At 27.1% G+C, this 16,831-nt stretch carries 14 protein-coding genes, 1 tRNA gene and 1 pseudogene; 6 read left to right on the forward strand and 10 right to left on the reverse strand.

All coding sequences use genetic code 11. The annotated features are described in order from the left end of the window. Nucleotides 1-78: 78 nt before the first annotated feature. On the reverse strand, nucleotides 79-1,623 hold the full coding sequence (locus RGC78_RS06350; protein WP_309556269.1) for a hypothetical protein: 1,545 nt from the start codon (nucleotides 1,621-1,623) through the stop codon (nucleotides 79-81). Nucleotides 1,624-1,751: 128 nt separating this feature from the next. Here RGC78_RS06350 and RGC78_RS06355 point away from each other — a divergent pair, with 128 nt between their 5' ends. The 3 genes from RGC78_RS06355 to RGC78_RS06365 all read left to right on the forward strand — a co-directional run bounded on the left by RGC78_RS06355 (nucleotide 1,752) and on the right by RGC78_RS06365 (nucleotide 4,607). Then, nucleotides 1,752-2,576 carry a hypothetical protein gene (locus RGC78_RS06355; RefSeq protein WP_309556270.1) on the forward strand — a complete coding sequence of 275 codons (825 nt, stop codon included), beginning with the start codon at nucleotides 1,752-1,754 and terminating at the stop codon, nucleotides 2,574-2,576. Between the two features lie 128 nt (nucleotides 2,577-2,704). Next, nucleotides 2,705-3,631, forward strand: a complete 927-nt coding sequence (locus tag RGC78_RS06360; RefSeq protein WP_252212116.1) for a hypothetical protein — start codon at nucleotides 2,705-2,707, stop codon at nucleotides 3,629-3,631. 247 nt (nucleotides 3,632-3,878) lie between these two features. Then, the gene (locus RGC78_RS06365; protein ID WP_252226987.1) at nucleotides 3,879-4,607 is read left to right on the forward strand and encodes a 3'-5' exonuclease; all 729 of its coding nucleotides are present in this window, start codon (nucleotides 3,879-3,881) and stop codon (nucleotides 4,605-4,607) included. A gap of 127 nt (nucleotides 4,608-4,734) precedes the next feature. Here RGC78_RS06365 and mscL read toward each other — a convergent pair whose 3' ends face one another. Beyond that, nucleotides 4,735-5,151: a large conductance mechanosensitive channel protein MscL gene (gene mscL, locus RGC78_RS06370; protein ID WP_252212114.1), complete on the reverse strand. Its 417-nt coding sequence runs from the start codon at nucleotides 5,149-5,151 to the stop codon at nucleotides 4,735-4,737. Between the two features lie 217 nt (nucleotides 5,152-5,368). Here mscL and RGC78_RS06375 point away from each other — a divergent pair, with 217 nt between their 5' ends. Continuing rightward, on the forward strand, nucleotides 5,369-5,869 hold the full coding sequence (locus RGC78_RS06375; RefSeq protein ID WP_252226986.1) for a hypothetical protein: 501 nt from the start codon (nucleotides 5,369-5,371) through the stop codon (nucleotides 5,867-5,869). A gap of 43 nt (nucleotides 5,870-5,912) precedes the next feature. Next, a complete protein-coding gene (locus tag RGC78_RS06380; RefSeq protein ID WP_252226985.1) occupies nucleotides 5,913-6,812 on the forward strand; it encodes a metallophosphoesterase family protein in 900 nt (299 codons plus the stop codon). Nucleotides 6,813-7,008: 196 nt separating this feature from the next. Here the strand turns inward: RGC78_RS06380 and RGC78_RS06385 are convergent, their stop codons facing one another. The 6 genes and pseudogenes from RGC78_RS06385 to RGC78_RS06410 form a co-directional block, all read right to left on the reverse strand. After that, a complete protein-coding gene (locus RGC78_RS06385) occupies nucleotides 7,009-8,757 on the reverse strand; it encodes an ABC transporter ATP-binding protein (protein WP_252212111.1) in 1,749 nt (582 codons plus the stop codon). Next, entirely contained in the window at nucleotides 8,750-10,564 is a 1,815-nt protein-coding gene (locus tag RGC78_RS06390; RefSeq protein ID WP_309556271.1) for an ABC transporter ATP-binding protein, read from the reverse strand. Before RGC78_RS06390 ends, RGC78_RS06385 begins: the two co-directional genes overlap by 8 nt. Nucleotides 10,565-10,878: 314 nt before the next feature. Next, nucleotides 10,879-11,844 carry a helix-turn-helix domain-containing protein gene (locus RGC78_RS06395; RefSeq protein ID WP_252228975.1) on the reverse strand — a complete coding sequence of 322 codons (966 nt, stop codon included), beginning with the start codon at nucleotides 11,842-11,844 and terminating at the stop codon, nucleotides 10,879-10,881. A gap of 301 nt (nucleotides 11,845-12,145) precedes the next feature. Beyond that, nucleotides 12,146-12,307 (reverse strand): annotated as a pseudogene (locus RGC78_RS06400) (peptide-methionine (R)-S-oxide reductase); the annotation flags it as partial. A 53-nt stretch (nucleotides 12,308-12,360) separates the two neighbouring features. Beyond that, nucleotides 12,361-13,461, reverse strand: coding sequence for a PQQ-dependent sugar dehydrogenase (locus RGC78_RS06405; RefSeq protein ID WP_252226981.1), 1,101 nt, complete (start codon nucleotides 13,459-13,461; stop codon nucleotides 12,361-12,363). A gap of 116 nt (nucleotides 13,462-13,577) precedes the next feature. Then, a complete protein-coding gene (locus tag RGC78_RS06410; RefSeq protein ID WP_252226979.1) occupies nucleotides 13,578-14,678 on the reverse strand; it encodes a response regulator transcription factor in 1,101 nt (366 codons plus the stop codon). Nucleotides 14,679-14,879: 201 nt separating this feature from the next. On the opposite strand from RGC78_RS06410, the gene RGC78_RS06415 reads away from it, so the two are divergent. Further along, nucleotides 14,880-15,680 carry an SDR family NAD(P)-dependent oxidoreductase gene (locus RGC78_RS06415; RefSeq protein ID WP_252212106.1) on the forward strand — a complete coding sequence of 267 codons (801 nt, stop codon included), beginning with the start codon at nucleotides 14,880-14,882 and terminating at the stop codon, nucleotides 15,678-15,680. A gap of 128 nt (nucleotides 15,681-15,808) precedes the next feature. Here the strand turns inward: RGC78_RS06415 and RGC78_RS06420 are convergent, their stop codons facing one another. Beyond that, nucleotides 15,809-16,573, reverse strand: coding sequence for a protease inhibitor I42 family protein (locus tag RGC78_RS06420; protein WP_252212105.1), 765 nt, complete (start codon nucleotides 16,571-16,573; stop codon nucleotides 15,809-15,811). Nucleotides 16,574-16,749: 176 nt separating this feature from the next. Further along, nucleotides 16,750-16,825: transfer RNA gene (locus tag RGC78_RS06425), tRNA-Lys, on the reverse strand. Nucleotides 16,826-16,831: the final 6 nt, after the last annotated feature.

Consider the following 16,831-nt stretch of genomic DNA (forward strand, 5'->3'; position numbering starts at 1 on the left):
CAAAGAGATTTATTGCAATTGTATGGATACAAGTCTTTCAAGTAAAATTCTTTATTAATCTTCCATTCTTCATATAATTTAATTTTTCTTAATTAAATTTACTATATGCTGAAATATTCTTATCATAATATTATTGGATTTATTTGATACTTCCATATATTCTACATTTAAAATTTCATTTTCTAATTTAACAAGCTTATTTTCTTCTTCACCTGAATCTTCATGATTTTCTAAATAATTCCCTTCAAATTGTTTATCTATTACCAGCTCTAATACCTCACATAATTTTTGTTGTTCCTCTTTTACAGATTCATCTGAATGTTTACTACCTTCATCAACTAAATCATCTATCTCTTCATTATATTTACCTAATTTATGGTTTTCTTCTTTTATAAATTCAGTATAATAAATATTATCACCTTTAAATTTATTACCTATTATTCCATTATGACCTCTCATCTGACCTTCTCCACCTTTTCCACCTTTTCCACCCTTAAAGTAAATATCACCTATAGCAACTTCCACTTTGAAATCATTAGAATTTATAAAATTACCACCATCCCCACCGTCATTTCCTAATATATTTTCATTATTAAAATAAACTCCAGAATTTCCACCATCTCCGCCTTTAGCTTGTACACAATTATCAATTTTTATTTTAACTTTTTTTAACTTTTCATCTAACTCACTTTCTGAAATTGAAATACAATCCCCACCTTTTCCACCCTTAGAAATAACATTTTTACACTTGGAGCTAATACTTCCACCTTTTCCGCCTTTTAAAATAGCTGGACTATTAATATTAATTAATCCGCTCTTAATTTTAATAGCATCTCCACCATTTGCACAATTGCCACAAGCATATTCTCCTATACTTTCTCCACTGTCCCCTCCTATAAGTTCTAAAACACCTAAACCTATTTTTTCAAAGCTGCTATTATCTCCTATACTTATTGCAGCACCACCACAACCACTACATTTATTTAATGCTATACTAGAAATACTTTGACCATTTCCACCTATTGCCTTTAAATTTACATTTTCTAATATCTTTATTGTTGAAGTGTCGTTAATATTTGTCTCACAAAATCCTATAGCATAAGAACCACACTTTCCTTTATGTTCTAAATTCTCATAACATTTACATCCAGCTCCACCTATTATTTCAATATTGCCATATCCTGAAAATATAAGATGTCCCCCTCCTGCTGTCCATTCGTTATTTCCTATTGCTGGCATCTCTGATCCACCATTTATATTTAATCTACAATTTTCACAACCTGTTATTTCAACAGTTTGATTATTACTTATACAAATACCAATATTATCTTCACTCATTATAGTATTAATTCCTGAATATACTAATTTATTTTTATAATCACAATTTTTTCCTCCTCTGAAATCAATTGCAATTTGATTAATAGAATTTAAATACACATTATTTATTTTAATTATTAAATCACTGTTTCTATTCTTAACAAGTATTCCTGCATTGCATTCATTTCCTTCACTTGTAAAAGTAATTTCATTTATATCTGAAGTTATTATTATTATCTTATTCTTATAATTAATTAAATTAATTATATCTTTATCTTTAATATTATTTTCTTCATCTTTATACATATAAAATTCCTTCCTATTTAATAACTTATTACTTCATATTATGAAATAACAACTTACTTGTATTCATAAAATCCCCAATTAGTTGTATATGAATATACTGTAAGTATTAAAAATTTAAGGAGAAAAATATGCTTAAATTAAAAAAACAAATCAAAATTAATCCTGTCATTTCTACTTCCACTGATGAGTATCTACCTGTAGAATTTAATATTCCATTTTATGAAAATTGTCCCAAACAATTATATTTTAGCAATGATAATAATTATAATTTGTCCCCTATTTCGAAAATCAAAACTAATGATATAATATCAGTAAATTTGATTTTTAAAAATGAAAGTAATAGTACTATTTATCCTTTAAAATTGAAATTTTCAAATGACAGCAATTTTAAATTCATCCCAGGTTCTTTAGTCAATTCTAATACAAAAGAAGTGTATTCCTGTGACAATTTTAATGACAACTGTGTATGTTTATGTAAATTACAACCAAATGAAAAGTTAGATGTTGTATTTTACATTAAAGCTATCTTCAAAAATTTAATTAATTCATCTATCAGTAATTATATAAATCTTTTATCTCCTCTATCATCAAATGAGCCTTTTATTGAGGAAGATAATATGCCTTTGATAATTACTGTTGATCAAGCTATTTTACAAATAAATACTGATTCTAATTGTGGAAAGATAGAAATAGAAAATACTGGCTGTGCGCCTGTAAATAATATGATTTATAAATATTCAACACCTATAGGTTTTATTTCTGATATATCCTGTGTTACTGCTAAATTAAATAATAAACCTTTTAAAGTGTATGCAAAGAAAATAGATAATGATGTACTTTTTAATATAAGCAATATTCCCAAATGTGATAATAATATTCCATCAAAATTAATTATTTCTTTTGATTCCCAAAACTTCAAAAATATACATTCAAGTTCAATGACTATTATGTAAAAAAGTAAAATTTTGTTTTATATGTATTGTGTATCAATATTTAATAAATAATCATATTATATATTAATAATTATTCAAACAAAATTAATTATTAATTAAACTAACTTAATATATAGGGAGGATAAAAAATGCGTATTTCAACCGGTTCAATATTACAATTTGATGTTATATTTAATATCCCAGTAAATACAACATTTGACGAAATAACTATTACTGATCCATTAGCTGCAGGTTTATCTTATAATACAACTACAAAACCAGCTAAAATTTATATAAATGATAGTACTACAGCAACTACTGCTGGAGTCACTGATACTTCTACAGCAACTAGTATAGCATTAGCTCTTGACAACACAATAGTAGGAAATCTTACTGCAATAAAAAAAGTAAAAGCTTCAATTCCTGTTACTGTAACAAATGCTGATACTTTACTTGCTGCTATAGCTGCTGCTGCTGCTGCAGGTACTCCATTAAAAAATATCGCAACTATTAAAGCATTAAATGCAACTGGTACTGAATTATCTACTACTACTGCTGAAGCAACACTTAATACCTTTGGAAAATGTAATCTATTTGGATTTGGAAGTGCCTATACTGTAGAAAAAGCTCCTAACAAAGATTTATACCTTATGGCTAATATTCCTGGTATAGGCAGTATGGAAACTACTGAATTAGAATATGAAATAGTTATAACTGCTGAAAGCCACCTTGTTCCTGGACCTGAAGCAAATATAAAGGTATATATTGGAGATGCAGCTCAAACTCCAGTTACTCCAACTGTAGCTACAATTGTTGGTAATGTTATAACTATTAAATTTACTCAAAGCCAAAACATGAAGAATAACACAGTTTATATTGAAGTACCAGCAAAGACAGGTACTAACATCGCTGATGTAACTGATGATTTTGTTAATAGTGATGCAACTGCAAAACTTGTTTATACACCATCAGGTGGAACTGCTTCAACAGTATGTACTTCACCAGATTTCGTTATAACAACTAATTTAACTCCAGCAGCTCCTATTCTTAGTAGTGCTCAAAAAGTAATTGTATAATTGTATTAAAACAAAGAATCTCAGATTATTAAATATATTATTTTGTTATTAGCTTAAAACTATAATAGAATGTAAAATCTCAATTTAGTGCTATATAAGAAGTATTATTAAATATTACTCCTTATATAGCATTTTTTTATTCTTTCACTCCTGTAGTTTATTTAATAAATTTGTATTTATAGATTTTATTTTTATAGTGGTTATACTAATATTAATATATACGAGATATAAAAGGACGGTAAATATAATGAACTATATAGTATATGATTTAGAATTTAATCAACAACAGTCAAAGGACGCCAATGCTTCCAAACTTACTTTTGAAATAATCCAAATTGGAGCACTAAAACTTAATAATGACTTAGAAATAACTTCAACCTTTAATAGATTAGTTAAACCTACTATTCATACAGAAATTCATCCTTATATAGAAAACTTAACTAAAATAACAACTGCAATGGTAAATTTACATAATTATTTTCCTGATGTATATAATGATTTCGTAAATTTTATTAGTGATGAAGAATTTACATTATGTATTTGGGGAACTTCTGACATTAAAGAACTTATGAAAAATATAAAATTTCACAATTTAAGCTCAATAGATAACTTTAAAAAATATATCGATGTTCAAAAAATCGCTTCAAAATATATAAAAACTCCCAAGGGAACCAGAGTCGGCTTAAGATCTGCTGTTGAATTTTTTAATATTCCTATTAAAGAAGATTTTCACGATGCGTTTAATGATGCTTATTATACTGCTGAAATATTTAAAAAACTTTATACTCCTGAAATAGAAGCTAGTACCTATAATAATATTAGTACAAAAAGAATTTCAAAGCCTAAGCAAGACGTTAATACTAAGGGATTATTTGCTCAATTTGAAAAAATGTATAATAAAAAAATGTCTGAAGAAGAAAAGTCAATAATAAAGCTTGCCTACAATATGGGCAGAACTAATCAATTCTTGAAATAATAAATATATTATCATGGTAAAATTTAACTTGCTATTATCAATATAACATTTTTAACTTCATAATTTATTAAAGGTACACATATTAAATACATGTACCTTTAATAAAATCCTATTAATAATTTAAATTTTATTCTTCTAACTGAGATGTACATTTAGGACAACGAGTGGCTTTTATGTCAATTTCACTACAACAAAAAGGACATTCTTTATTTGTAGGTTCTTTTACTTCTTCAACTTTATTTTTTATTCCTAAATCACTTAATTTGTTTACACCTTTAACAAGTAAAAATATTAAAAATGCCATAATTAAAAAATTTATGACTGCAGTTATAAAAGAGCCATATTTAATACTTACACTAAAAATTTCTAATGTTAAATCACTAAAATCCTTGTTGGCAAACACCCCTATTATTGGTGATATTATATCATTTGTTAATGATTTTACTATTCCTTGAAATGCACCACCTATTAATACACCAACTGCTAAGTCAATTACACTTCCTTTTAGTGCAAATTGTTTAAATTCACTCAAAAATTTCTTCATAAAGTTTTCTTTTTTCCTCCTTCGTTTTTCTAATGGCTATATATCTTGATATTTTATCACATAACGTGTCTAAAAAGGAAATAATAATTTTCCTGATGTGAAAAATAAAAAATAAATATATTAATCAAAAAATTATTCTTAATCATATATTAATCTTATATTACTATATGATTAGGTGATTATTATTAAACTATATGCTGGATTCAATATAAAACACTTGAAATTTTTAGGCGCTGGAACTCAAGGTAAAGTATACAAAATTGACTCACATAAATGTATAAAAGTTTTTAAAAGAAAACAAGTTTGCCATGATGAAATAGAAACTTTGGCTATGGCTCAAATAGATTCTCATTTTCCAAGACTTTATTCATTTGGTGAAGATTATATTATACGTGAATATATAGATGGTATTGAGTTAGATAAATACTTATCAACACATTGCCTTACTGGAAATATTTCAAATAAGATTATTGAAATTTATGAAGCTATGAACTTGGTAGGATATTCCCGATTGGATGCAGCACTATTTCATATTTTTCTGACATCATCAAATGAAATAAGACTCATTGATACTGCTAGAGCTATGAAAAAGAAAACTATATACCCATATTTAATTATTAGAAGCTTACAAAAACTTGGTTATAAAAAACAATTTTTAGATTTTGTAAAAACTAATAGACCTAATATTTATACTAAATGGTTAAATTACTCTAAGTAAATTATCATTAAATTAATCAATTACTATTATAAGAGGAGAAAAAATGAGATTTATAATTTTTAGTGACTCAAAAGGCAAAAAAAATGGTATAAATGAAAAAGTATTAAAAGAAATAATGAACGAGACATGCAAATTAGATCCTGAGCCTGAATTTATTGTAATGTGTGGAGATACTGTAGCTGGAAGTTGTAAAGAGGAAGTACTAACCTTTCAATTAAATAGATTAAGAAACTTAATAGAAAAATATCATCCAGATAAACCATTGATACCTGTAGTAGGTAACCATGAAGTTAATATAGAGCCTATAGATGATAGATTTGAAAAAATCTTTAGTACTATTTATAGTGATTTAAAACCTAGTGAATTTCTTGATGAATATAATAAGACAGTTTATTATATAGATTTTGATGATACTAGAATTATAGTACTTAATGCTTTTCACTATGGATCAACCCATAAAATTGATAAAGTTCAACTTAACTGGTTTGAAAAAAAAGTCTCTGAATATAAAAAAAATAAGCTTGTTTTTGTACATTCACCGGCATTTCCTACAGGAGCTCATCTTGGTCACTGTCTTGATTTATATCCTGAATATAGAGATTATTTTTGGAAAATAATTGATAAATATGATATAGATATAGTTTTCTCCGGACATGAACATAATTATTCTAGAAGAATAATTAATAATTCATTTAATAACGGAAAATTTGCTTACGAAAGAGAGATCATTCAAGTAATTGCAGGTGGTGGTGGTGAAAAACTTCGTGATAAATATAAAAGTAAACAAGGAGTTATAGTACCCCCTATTGCTATATATCATTTTTTAGTCGTAGATATAGATTCAGATTGTATAAAAGTATGTGCAATAAGCTCAAAAGGTAAAAAACTTGATGAATTTAAAATAGACAAGACTTTTTTTAATTTTAAAAAAATACCTATCTAAGTAACTGCCTTAATATTTTTATCTGAACATCCAGCTCTCGAGAGATAGGTGTCAAAATCAGAGTATCGGTATTTTGGATATAAATTTAAGAAATTTCAAGCCAATGCTTAGTATTATTAAGCATTGGCTTTTTAATTTATCACTGTATTTTAGAAAAGTGTTAATATTCTAGTATAAGGGCGAACTGGCATTAGAATTACTTAATTAACTTCCATTCACTACTTTTCTTTTGTAGTCTTACCATGTTAGTATAAATTCCATCATTATTTAATAATTCTTTTGGTGATCCCATTTCTGCTACATGTCCATCACTTAAGACAACGATTTTATCAGCTCCTGCTACTGTCCTCATTCTATGAGCAATTACAAGAACTGTTTTATTCTTAACAAGTTCACTAATTGCTTCTTGGATTTTTGTCTCATTTTCTACATCAAGTGACGCTGTTGCCTCATCAAGGAGTACAACTGGAGCATCCTTTAATAATGCTCTTGCAATAGACAACCTTTGCCTTTCTCCTCCAGATAATGTACAACCATTTTCACCAATAATAGTCTTATATCCTTGTGGCATTTTAGATATGAATTCCTCACATCTTGCAGCCTTAGCTGCTTTAATAACCTCTTCATCTGTAGCATTTCTTTTACCTATACGAATATTTTCCATAACAGTATTATTAAATAAAACTACATCTTGAAATACTATAGAATAATTTTTAAGCAAATGTTCAGGATCAACCTGTGAAATATCAGTACCACCTAAAGTAATTGTGCCTTTATCAATATCCCAAAATCTTGCTGCTAACTTAGCTGCAGTACTTTTACCTCCACCGCTTGGACCTACTAATGCAGTAATTTCTCCTTGCTTTGCTATAAATGATACATTATTTAAGACTTGTTCATTATCATTGTAGGAAAATCCAACATTCTCAAAGCACATATCATATCCATTGTATGTGGCATTATCTATTCCTGTTTGAATCTTTTGACCTTCAATTTCTTGCATACGCTTTATTTGAAGTAATGTACTAAATATAGCTGCAAGATTAATAAGTGATGAAGAAAGAGGATCAAATATTCTAGAAGCAGCAATTAAAAACATAATAAAAGTAAGTAAATCCGTCTCTCCTTTTAATAAACTCATTCCTCCAACTAGTACAACTGTTGCAATTCCAATCTTTAATAACATCTGTGCTGAAACAACAAACATTGCCGTATTAAGTTCTGCTTTAATTTGAATACTCTCAGATTTTTTTAGTTTTTTATCTAATTCTTTTAGATAACTATTACTTTTATTATTAGCTTTAAGTTCACGAATTGTTTCAATACATTCTTGAATATTATCATTATAATCAAGCTTTATTTGTTTATTTATATTATTTACTTTATCTTGTTGTGCCTTACCAATAACTACAATTATAAATGCTACTGGTATAACCCATAAAAGTGCTATTGATAATTTCCAGTCCATAACAAACAAACCAATCGACGCAATAATGACAGATAATACAGCACCTATTAATTCAGGAATATAGTGAGAAAAAGCTGTTTCAAGACCTGCACAATCTCCCATTATAGTTGTTGTTAAATCTGATAAATCTTTTTTACCAAAAAAAGATAAAGGTAATTTTCTTAATTGTTCCGCCAAAGATATTCTCTTATTAGCACTTTCTGTATATGAAGCAAAAAATGTTTTATTATATTGAAAATATTGGAATACAAATATAAGAATTAATACTACTATTGAAAGAACTATATATTTTCCTAAATTAAACGATGGATTTCCTCCATTTAATATAGGATCTATCATTTCCTTTAAAAGAATATATATAATTCCAATTGGAAACATTAAACTTATATTTGTTAAAGTACAAGCAATACTTGCTTTAATTAAATCCTTTGCCCCTTGTTCACTTAATGCAAATTTATATCTCAAATAATTAACCATTCAAAGCTCCCTCCTCTCTCTTATTTTCAACATAAGAGTTTTCTACTCTCCAAGTAATAGAACTTTGATAATCTTTCCACATTGAAGCATAAGTTTCACCATTTTTAATCAACTCACTATGAGTACCTTTCTCTATAGCTTCTCCATCTTTTAATACCATAATACAATCTGAATTTTGTATTGTTGATAACCTATGTGCAATCATAAGTACAGTTTTACCCTTTGTTAAATTTTCAAAAGCAAGTTGTATTTGATATTCATTCTCTGGATCTGCAAAGGCTGTTGCTTCATCAAGAAGTACAATTGGAGCATCTTTTAAAATTGCTCTTGCTAAAGCAATACGTTGAGCTTCTCCTCCTGATAAATATACTCCTTTAGTTCCAACAATTGTATCCATTCCATCTGGAAATTTTTCAAATATTTCTTCACATTGTGCCGCTTTTGCAGCCTTTAATACTTCTTCTCTTGTAGCATTAGGTCTTGATAATCTAATATTTTCAAAAAGGCTTTCTTTAAATAAATTTGTTTCTTGAAACACAAAAGATACCATATTCATTAAATCCTTTGTCTTAATATTTCTTACATCTGCACCACCAATTGTTATGCTTCCTGTATCCACATCCCAAAATCTTGGAATCAAACTTGCAACTGTTGTTTTACCGCCTCCTGATGGCCCAACAAATGCTACTGTTGATCCTTCCTTTATCTTAAATGATAAATTCTTAATTGCTGGTTTAGTTGCATCTTTGTAAGTAAAAGAAACATTATTAAATTCAATAGTTGAATTCTTTGGTTTTCTTGGATTTTTTGTTTCATTTAATGTTTCTTCATTTAATATATTCCAAACACGTTTTACTGAATCTTTAGCCATGATAGTTCCTTCTCCCATGAACATTATACGATTGACCATAATTGTAATAATTGGAGTAAATATAATATAAAATATAAAATTTAATAAAAATGCTTTATAATCTACTGCACTTGCAATTAATAAGATACCAGCTGGAATTAAAAATACAAAAATACCATTAATAGCCACAGTAAAATTACACATAGGAATTCTAAGTGATACAGTATAATTTACTGTCCATTTTGTATATCTCATAATTGCATCATGAAAATTCTTAAATGAAAATATACTTTGTCCAAATGTCTTAACTACAGGAATTCCTCTTATATATTCTACAGCTTCATTGTTCATATCCTCTAATGCATTCTGATATTCTTCTACAGCTGATTTCCTTTTATCTCCCATCATTCTACTTAAAAATACAAATGATATAATAATAGGAATTAAGCTAATTATACCTAATCTCCAATCAAACGCTAATAAAAGTACTAACATAGCAATTGGAGTTACAATTGCACCTACTAAATCTGGTAATTGATGTGCTAAAAATGTTTCTGTTTGCCCTGAACTTTCATCAATTATTCTACGAAGCTTACCGCTTCCATTCTCTGTAAAATATCCAAGTGGTAATTTTACTATATGATGAAGTGCCTGACTTCTCATATTTCTTGCCACACGAAAAGCTGATAAATGAGTACACATAAGAGCTATAAAATATATTAAAATTGCTCCAACTGAAAAAGATACTGCCATCCAACCATAATATGCAATATTTGACGCATTATTAATATTAGGCAATGCCATAAATATCTCATATACTACCTTCCATATATATAAATATGGCACAAGTGCTAATATTGCACTAATTCCTGACAGGATACATCCTAATATTGTTAAATATTTATAATTACCTGCAAATGAAAGTATACTAATTTTTTCATCATCTTTTTCTTTCATATTCACCTCTCCTTTTAATAATTTTCTAAATTTTAAACAAATACTGATATTGTTCTATAATTTAAATTTAATATTAAGACTTAAATTTTAAAGTAGTATTTATACTTTAAAATATCAATAATTTTTTAAAATCTAGATAAAAAAATAAAATATGAATTAACCAGAGATTCCTCTAGCTAAGGCACATTAAAATAAATAACAAGTCAGTATGCTGGTATATTTGAGTTGTTATTTTCTTTAATGTGACTAATTCATATTTTACTAATCCATCTATTCTTTCTCTACTCCAAAAAAATTAAAATAATCCATTTGAATTAAAAATTGTTTCTATACTTAAGCGGTGTACTTCCCATGACTTTTTTAAATGCAGATGCAAACTTACTTGGGTTATCATAACCAACACATAATGCAATTTCCATAATACTTTGATTTGTCTCTTTTATCATTTTTGCAGCTTTATATATTCTAAATTCCCTAATATATTCTGCTACTGTTTTACCTAAAATATCTTTAAATCCATTTTGCAAAAAAGTTGTGCTTACATTATAAATCTTTGACAATTCCTTTACTGTTATTTTTCTATTATAATATTCAAAAATTGAATTTCTAACATCCTTAATTAAATTAACTTGTTCTTTTGTATAATAATAAGATTTTTCTTGATCTTTTACATCTCTATATTTACTTAAAAACAAAAATACTTCTAAAACTTTTAATTTATAAAAATATAATTTATTAATTGATGGTGTATTGTATAAATCTTTAAAAATATTTACAATTTCAGGTTTCGATTTTTCAATAAAATACCAATTATTATTAAACATTAATCTTTTCATTTTTCCTAAATCAATGTTTAAATCATTATAATTGCATAAAAAAAATTTTTTTGCTATAGAATAGTCTATTAATATTGAGCAACCTTCATAATGCCCCATTGGAAATCCACCTGATTCATAGTTAGATCCAACAATATTATATGCTAAATCTCCTTCCTTTAAATATTCATATTTATTGCCATCAAATATACTTTCATATCTCCCTTTATGACAATAATTAATTTCTATTAGTTCACTCTTTAAGTTATGAGCTTCTTCACAGTGATAGGAATGAAAATCATTAAAAATTAAATCTATTCCTGGAAAAACATGATAACATGTCATAACTCCAAATCCATCTCTACATTTAATATTACATATAGTTTTTAAGTCTGTTTTTCTATATATCTTCATATCAGAATCAAAAAAATTATACTTTTCTATAATAGCTTGTATAATTATCACCTACTTCTATCTAAATTCCTATTATTACATATCCGTCTAGCTTTATTGGTAAATTGGATTTTTAGCATAATAAAGTTTTTATTTTATTGATAATAAATTTCATTATTTATTGATAATTTCAGTATATATCTATTGTAATAATCTGTCAATATAATAGATTTAGATTAATAATTACTATCTTATTCTTATTGATTTTGATGTTTTATTCATTTATTTAACTCATTTAATACTTCAATATTATCTATAAAGAATATAAAAAATGCCCAAAAATCTTTCTGGGCATTTTTCATTTCATTAGAACCTATACTTTATTTAACCATTCTCTATAACCTTCTTCTTCCACTTTATTCTTTGGAATAAATTTTAAAGAAGCAGAATTTATATAATATCTAAGTCCTCCAAGTTATTTTGGTTCATCATTAAATACATGACCAATATGTGAATCGCTATTTTTACTTCTTACCTATATTAATTTTCTTAAAACACAAAAGGAAAGTAATATAAATTTATGTTCTTTTATTTTAAAACAAGTTTAATAATTCTATCATCAGTTATATCAGGATTTCCTCTTCCATCTCTATTGCTTGTTGTTAAATAAATTGATCCATCTTTTCCCTGAACAACTTCACGTAAACGTCCATACTCATTACTTAACCAAGATTCTACATTCTTTACTACTGTTCCTTTGCCATTAAGTGAGATTGCCAATAGTTGTTGTCCACGTAAATTAGCAACAAGTAATTTTCCTTGCCATGGTCCTTGATTTACAAATGCAATTCCAGAAGGTGCCCATGTGTTTTCTCCACTTTGTATTAATGGTTTTTGTGTCACAACTTCCTTAGACTCTTCATTTCCTTGAACGAGAGGCCACCCATAATTTGCACCTTTTTCTATTATATTGATCTCATCATGTGCTAATTGTCCATGTTCTGATTCATATAAAACATTCTCTGAATTCCATGCTAAACCTTGTGGATTTCGATGTCCTAAACTATAGACAGAAGAATTAAGAATTGGATTATCTTTAGGAATAGTGCCATCTAATTCTATTCTTAATATTTTTCCAGCTGTACTTTTAGAATCTTGTGCCAATGCAGAATTTCCTGCATCTCCTGTCGTAATATATAATTTTTGATCCAGACCTATCTTTATCCTTCCTCCATTATGAATTCTTCCACCGGGGATTTTATCTAATAGAATCTTGTTGATGAATGCTCTATTATTATTTTCTAACAATCTAACAACACGATTATATATTTGATTACCTTCATTGTATGAATACATAACATACATATAATGATTTTGTGAATAATTGGGATCTAAAGCAATTCCCATTAGCCCCCCTTCACCTTGACTTATAAATGGTGAATCTAATGTTATTAATGGCTGCGAAGAAAGTTTACCATCTTTAATAATTCTAATTGCACCAGACCGCTCTGTAAAATATAGAGTACCTTCATCACTTATTGCTATAGCCCAAGGTACATGTAAATTTTCAGCAATAACTTCAATTTTATAAGGAAACTGCCTTGATGTAATTTCTCTTGTTTTTATTTTAGTTGTATTTCTTCCGTGAAATATAGTATTAGATAAAATATTATAAATTGTTTTTTTCATACTGCTATCCTCCAAATTTAAATAAATACACCTATCAAGTTTCATTGTGAAAAAAATACGGATTCCTTTCAAAAAATCTATTGTGTTTTATCTTTATTATTTATTTAATTACTATATTACTTATTTAAAAATGTAATGTTATTAATTTTATATATGAGGCTTGTTCTATTATCAACTTGTGTCTTTTTAAATATATTTTCCATATGTGTTTTTACAGTATGACAGCTTATAAATAATTTTTGTGAAATTTCTTTGTTGCTCAAACCTTTTGAAACAAGATTTATAACTTCCACTTCTCTATTAGTTAAATTATAATCTGAAATAATTTTATCAAAAGTTTTATCTTCATTTAATATTTCTTTAGTTATATAAATATACATAAGTGATTCCAATCCATTAAAAGCATCTGGCACTATAGATGAAACCACCTTAAAATTATAGTTCTTAATAGTACTATACATAAAAGATGAAGAGTTATCTTTTTTAAATTCACCCTCCATAAATAATTTATCTATTACATACTGAATTGGATTTAAGCATGTTCTATCATTTAATATATCTAAACAAAAATCTTCAGCAATATTATTGGAATATATTATAGAATATCTATTATTTAAAACAGCTAGTCCTATAGGTGCCTTTGATGTTATGTCTTTTAAAAATTCTTGTTCATACGATATTTTATTTAGTTTAATATAATTATTAAGAGCATTAGAAATAATACCACTAAGTTTTTCTAAAATCAAAATATCCTTAGATGTAAAATTTCCTAATTCCTTAGGTCTAAAAGCTCCTATTCCCCCTAGCAAACTCTCTCCTATCCTTAATGGAATTGCAATTTCATAATACAAATTATCTAAACACAAAAAATCCCTATAATATTCAGTATTCTCAAATTGCTTATATGGCATTATATCTGTTATTGATATAACATTTTTTTGAAATATTTCATTAGATTCTTTTACTAGATAAAAGATATCTGTACTGTAGTAATAGTTTATATATTTTTTAGTTAATATTGGATTTATGTTAGTAGCTATTGGATTTATAAGACTTCCATTTTTGTCTGCTAAAAAAAATGTTAGATAATTATATCCAAAAATATTTGAAAGATTCATTAATATTGTACTTCTAAAATTAATTTGTATATTTTGAACTTGAGTTGCAAATTCAAATATTTTTTCATAGTCTTTTTTATTAAGCTGAGACTTAATCATAAAACCACCATTCCCTTCATTTGGTTATAATGCCATGTATATTTAAAAGTTCCTTATTATTATATACCAAATTATATTTATACCATAGAAAATAGGTAAAAAGTCGTATTTAGCATAATACTTTTCATCCCTTTTACCCATAGATATTAATTATAAAATTTGCAATAATTTAGTTAGATAATTAAGGAAGGACGTGCAATAATGTGTGAAAATATAAAAAATCAAATTGCAGTTATAACTGGCGGTGGTTCAGGTATAGGACGTGATATATGTATAGAATTTGCTAAACGTGGTATTAAAGTTATGATTACTGGAAGAAGAGATGCCAATATCAATGAAACTAAAAAACTAATTGAAGATTTAAACGGATATGCAGAAACTTATAAAATGGATGTTTCTAATAAAGAAAATGTAGAAAGTGTATTTAAAGAAATATATACTAAACATGGTAAAATTGACATTCTCATAAACAATGCCGGACTTTCAACACCTCCTACATTTTGCACTAATATGTCAGATAGTGATTGGGATAGTCTTATAAAAACTCATTTATACGGAGCTTTTTATTGTTCAAGAGCATGTGCTAAATTTATGAAAAATAATAATTATGGAAGAATCGTAAATATGTCATCTATTGCAGGTGTATTTGGTTTTGCAGGAAATATTAATTATTCTACTGCTAAAACAGCACTCGTTGGATTTACTTATTCATTAGCTAAAGAACTTGGCTCATATGGAATAACAGTGAATGCAATACAACCTGGAATTATAAGGACTTCTATGACTGAAGAAGCATTAAATGCTTTAGAAACAAAATTTGTTAATGAAACACCTTTGAAAAAGATTGGTGAGCCAAAGGATATTGCTTCAGCAGTTTCATTCCTATGTAGCCCTGATTCAGGATTTATTACAGGTGTAATACTTAGAGTTGATGGAGGATATATTCTAAATAGTGGAATGGACATCCTTATGATGCAAACATGTTCTACTGAAGAACAATAGTAACTAAAACAAAGTCAAAAATGCCTAAAGATTTTTCTCTAGGCATTTATTACTTCATTTTAAAAATAGACTCTAATTTAACATCATTATAAATTACTGTATCTATATATTTTTTATTTTATCATCAATTATATATTGCATTCCTCTACTGTAATATTAAGATCTTTATCTACTGTAAAAATATAAGTTTTTGTTTCTAATATCTCATTTTCCCAAGGACGATAATATTTAAAAGTAACTTTCGTAGTACCTTCTTTTACAGCTGAAAACTTCCAAGTGTACGTTCCACCCGCTCCTTGAATTTCTGAATCAACATTATCTTGTTTATAATCTTTCCATTCTTCCTTTATAATACCACCTGTATTAAATTCATAATTCCAAGTATAACCAGTTGTAGGATTACCGTCAATATTTATCTCTACTACTTTTCCACTAGCTACATAAACATTATTAATTTTAGTAGGTTCTGTTTCAACTCCATTTGATAAAAATGCCTTTGTTGCTTGTGGAATTTTATCCCCTATAGATTCCCCTGACATTGCAAAAGTATATGTTCTTTTATTAATTACAATATTTCCTTTGGCCATTGCTCCGCTTTTATCTAAGTAATATGTTTTTCCATTTACCTCAATAACACCACTTTGTATTGCTCCATTTAAGTCTGCATAATACCAAGTTCCGTTATCATAAATCCATCCTGTTTTCATGTATCCATTATTATCAAAATAATACCATGCATTATTTATTTGCTTCCAGCCTATCGCATAATTTAATTGTGAATACCACCAGCCATTTGTATCCTTAATCCAAGCAGCATTAGCTTCTTTAGGAACAAATGAAAAACTAAGTACCACACCTAAAATACCTGTTAACAAAATCTTTGATTTTTTCATTATATCTCGCCTCTCTATATTGTTTTTATGCTAAAGATTATTTTTATTTCTATTAATAATATAAATAATCTATTTTATTACATTTTAACATACTTTTTTAGGTATTAATTTCATAATCTTCTTATAAAATAAAAAAATCTAAAGTAAAAATCTACATTTCTACTTTAGACTAAGTTTGGTGGCTCACCCGGGAATCGAACCCGGGACACCATGATTAAAAGTCATGTGCTCTACCGACTGAGCTAGTGAACCAAAATG

This window comes from Clostridium aquiflavi, from assembly GCF_031344075.1.
Lineage (GTDB): Bacteria > Bacillota > Clostridia > Clostridiales > Clostridiaceae > Clostridium > Clostridium aquiflavi.

What these genes read in the sequence shown, in the direction of transcription:
- RGC78_RS06350 (WP_309556269.1), bottom strand. Translation starts at nt 1,623, where the DNA reads ATGTATAAAGATGAAGAAAATAATATTAAAGATAAAGATATAATTAAT.
- RGC78_RS06355 (WP_309556270.1), top strand. Translation starts at nt 1,752, where the DNA reads ATGCTTAAATTAAAAAAACAAATCAAAATTAATCCTGTCATTTCTACT.
- RGC78_RS06360 (WP_252212116.1), top strand. Translation starts at nt 2,705, where the DNA reads ATGCGTATTTCAACCGGTTCAATATTACAATTTGATGTTATATTTAAT.
- RGC78_RS06365 (WP_252226987.1), top strand. Translation starts at nt 3,879, where the DNA reads ATGAACTATATAGTATATGATTTAGAATTTAATCAACAACAGTCAAAG.
- mscL (WP_252212114.1), bottom strand. Translation starts at nt 5,151, where the DNA reads ATGAAGAAATTTTTGAGTGAATTTAAACAATTTGCACTAAAAGGAAGT.
- RGC78_RS06380 (WP_252226985.1), top strand. Translation starts at nt 5,913, where the DNA reads ATGAGATTTATAATTTTTAGTGACTCAAAAGGCAAAAAAAATGGTATA.
- RGC78_RS06385 (WP_252212111.1), bottom strand. Translation starts at nt 8,757, where the DNA reads ATGGTTAATTATTTGAGATATAAATTTGCATTAAGTGAACAAGGGGCA.
- RGC78_RS06390 (WP_309556271.1), bottom strand. Translation starts at nt 10,564, where the DNA reads ATGAAAGAAAAAGATGATGAAAAAATTAGTATACTTTCATTTGCAGGT.
- RGC78_RS06405 (WP_252226981.1), bottom strand. Translation starts at nt 13,461, where the DNA reads ATGAAAAAAACAATTTATAATATTTTATCTAATACTATATTTCACGGA.
- RGC78_RS06410 (WP_252226979.1), bottom strand. Translation starts at nt 14,678, where the DNA reads ATGATTAAGTCTCAGCTTAATAAAAAAGACTATGAAAAAATATTTGAA.
- RGC78_RS06415 (WP_252212106.1), top strand. Translation starts at nt 14,880, where the DNA reads ATGTGTGAAAATATAAAAAATCAAATTGCAGTTATAACTGGCGGTGGT.
- RGC78_RS06420 (WP_252212105.1), bottom strand. Translation starts at nt 16,573, where the DNA reads ATGAAAAAATCAAAGATTTTGTTAACAGGTATTTTAGGTGTGGTACTT.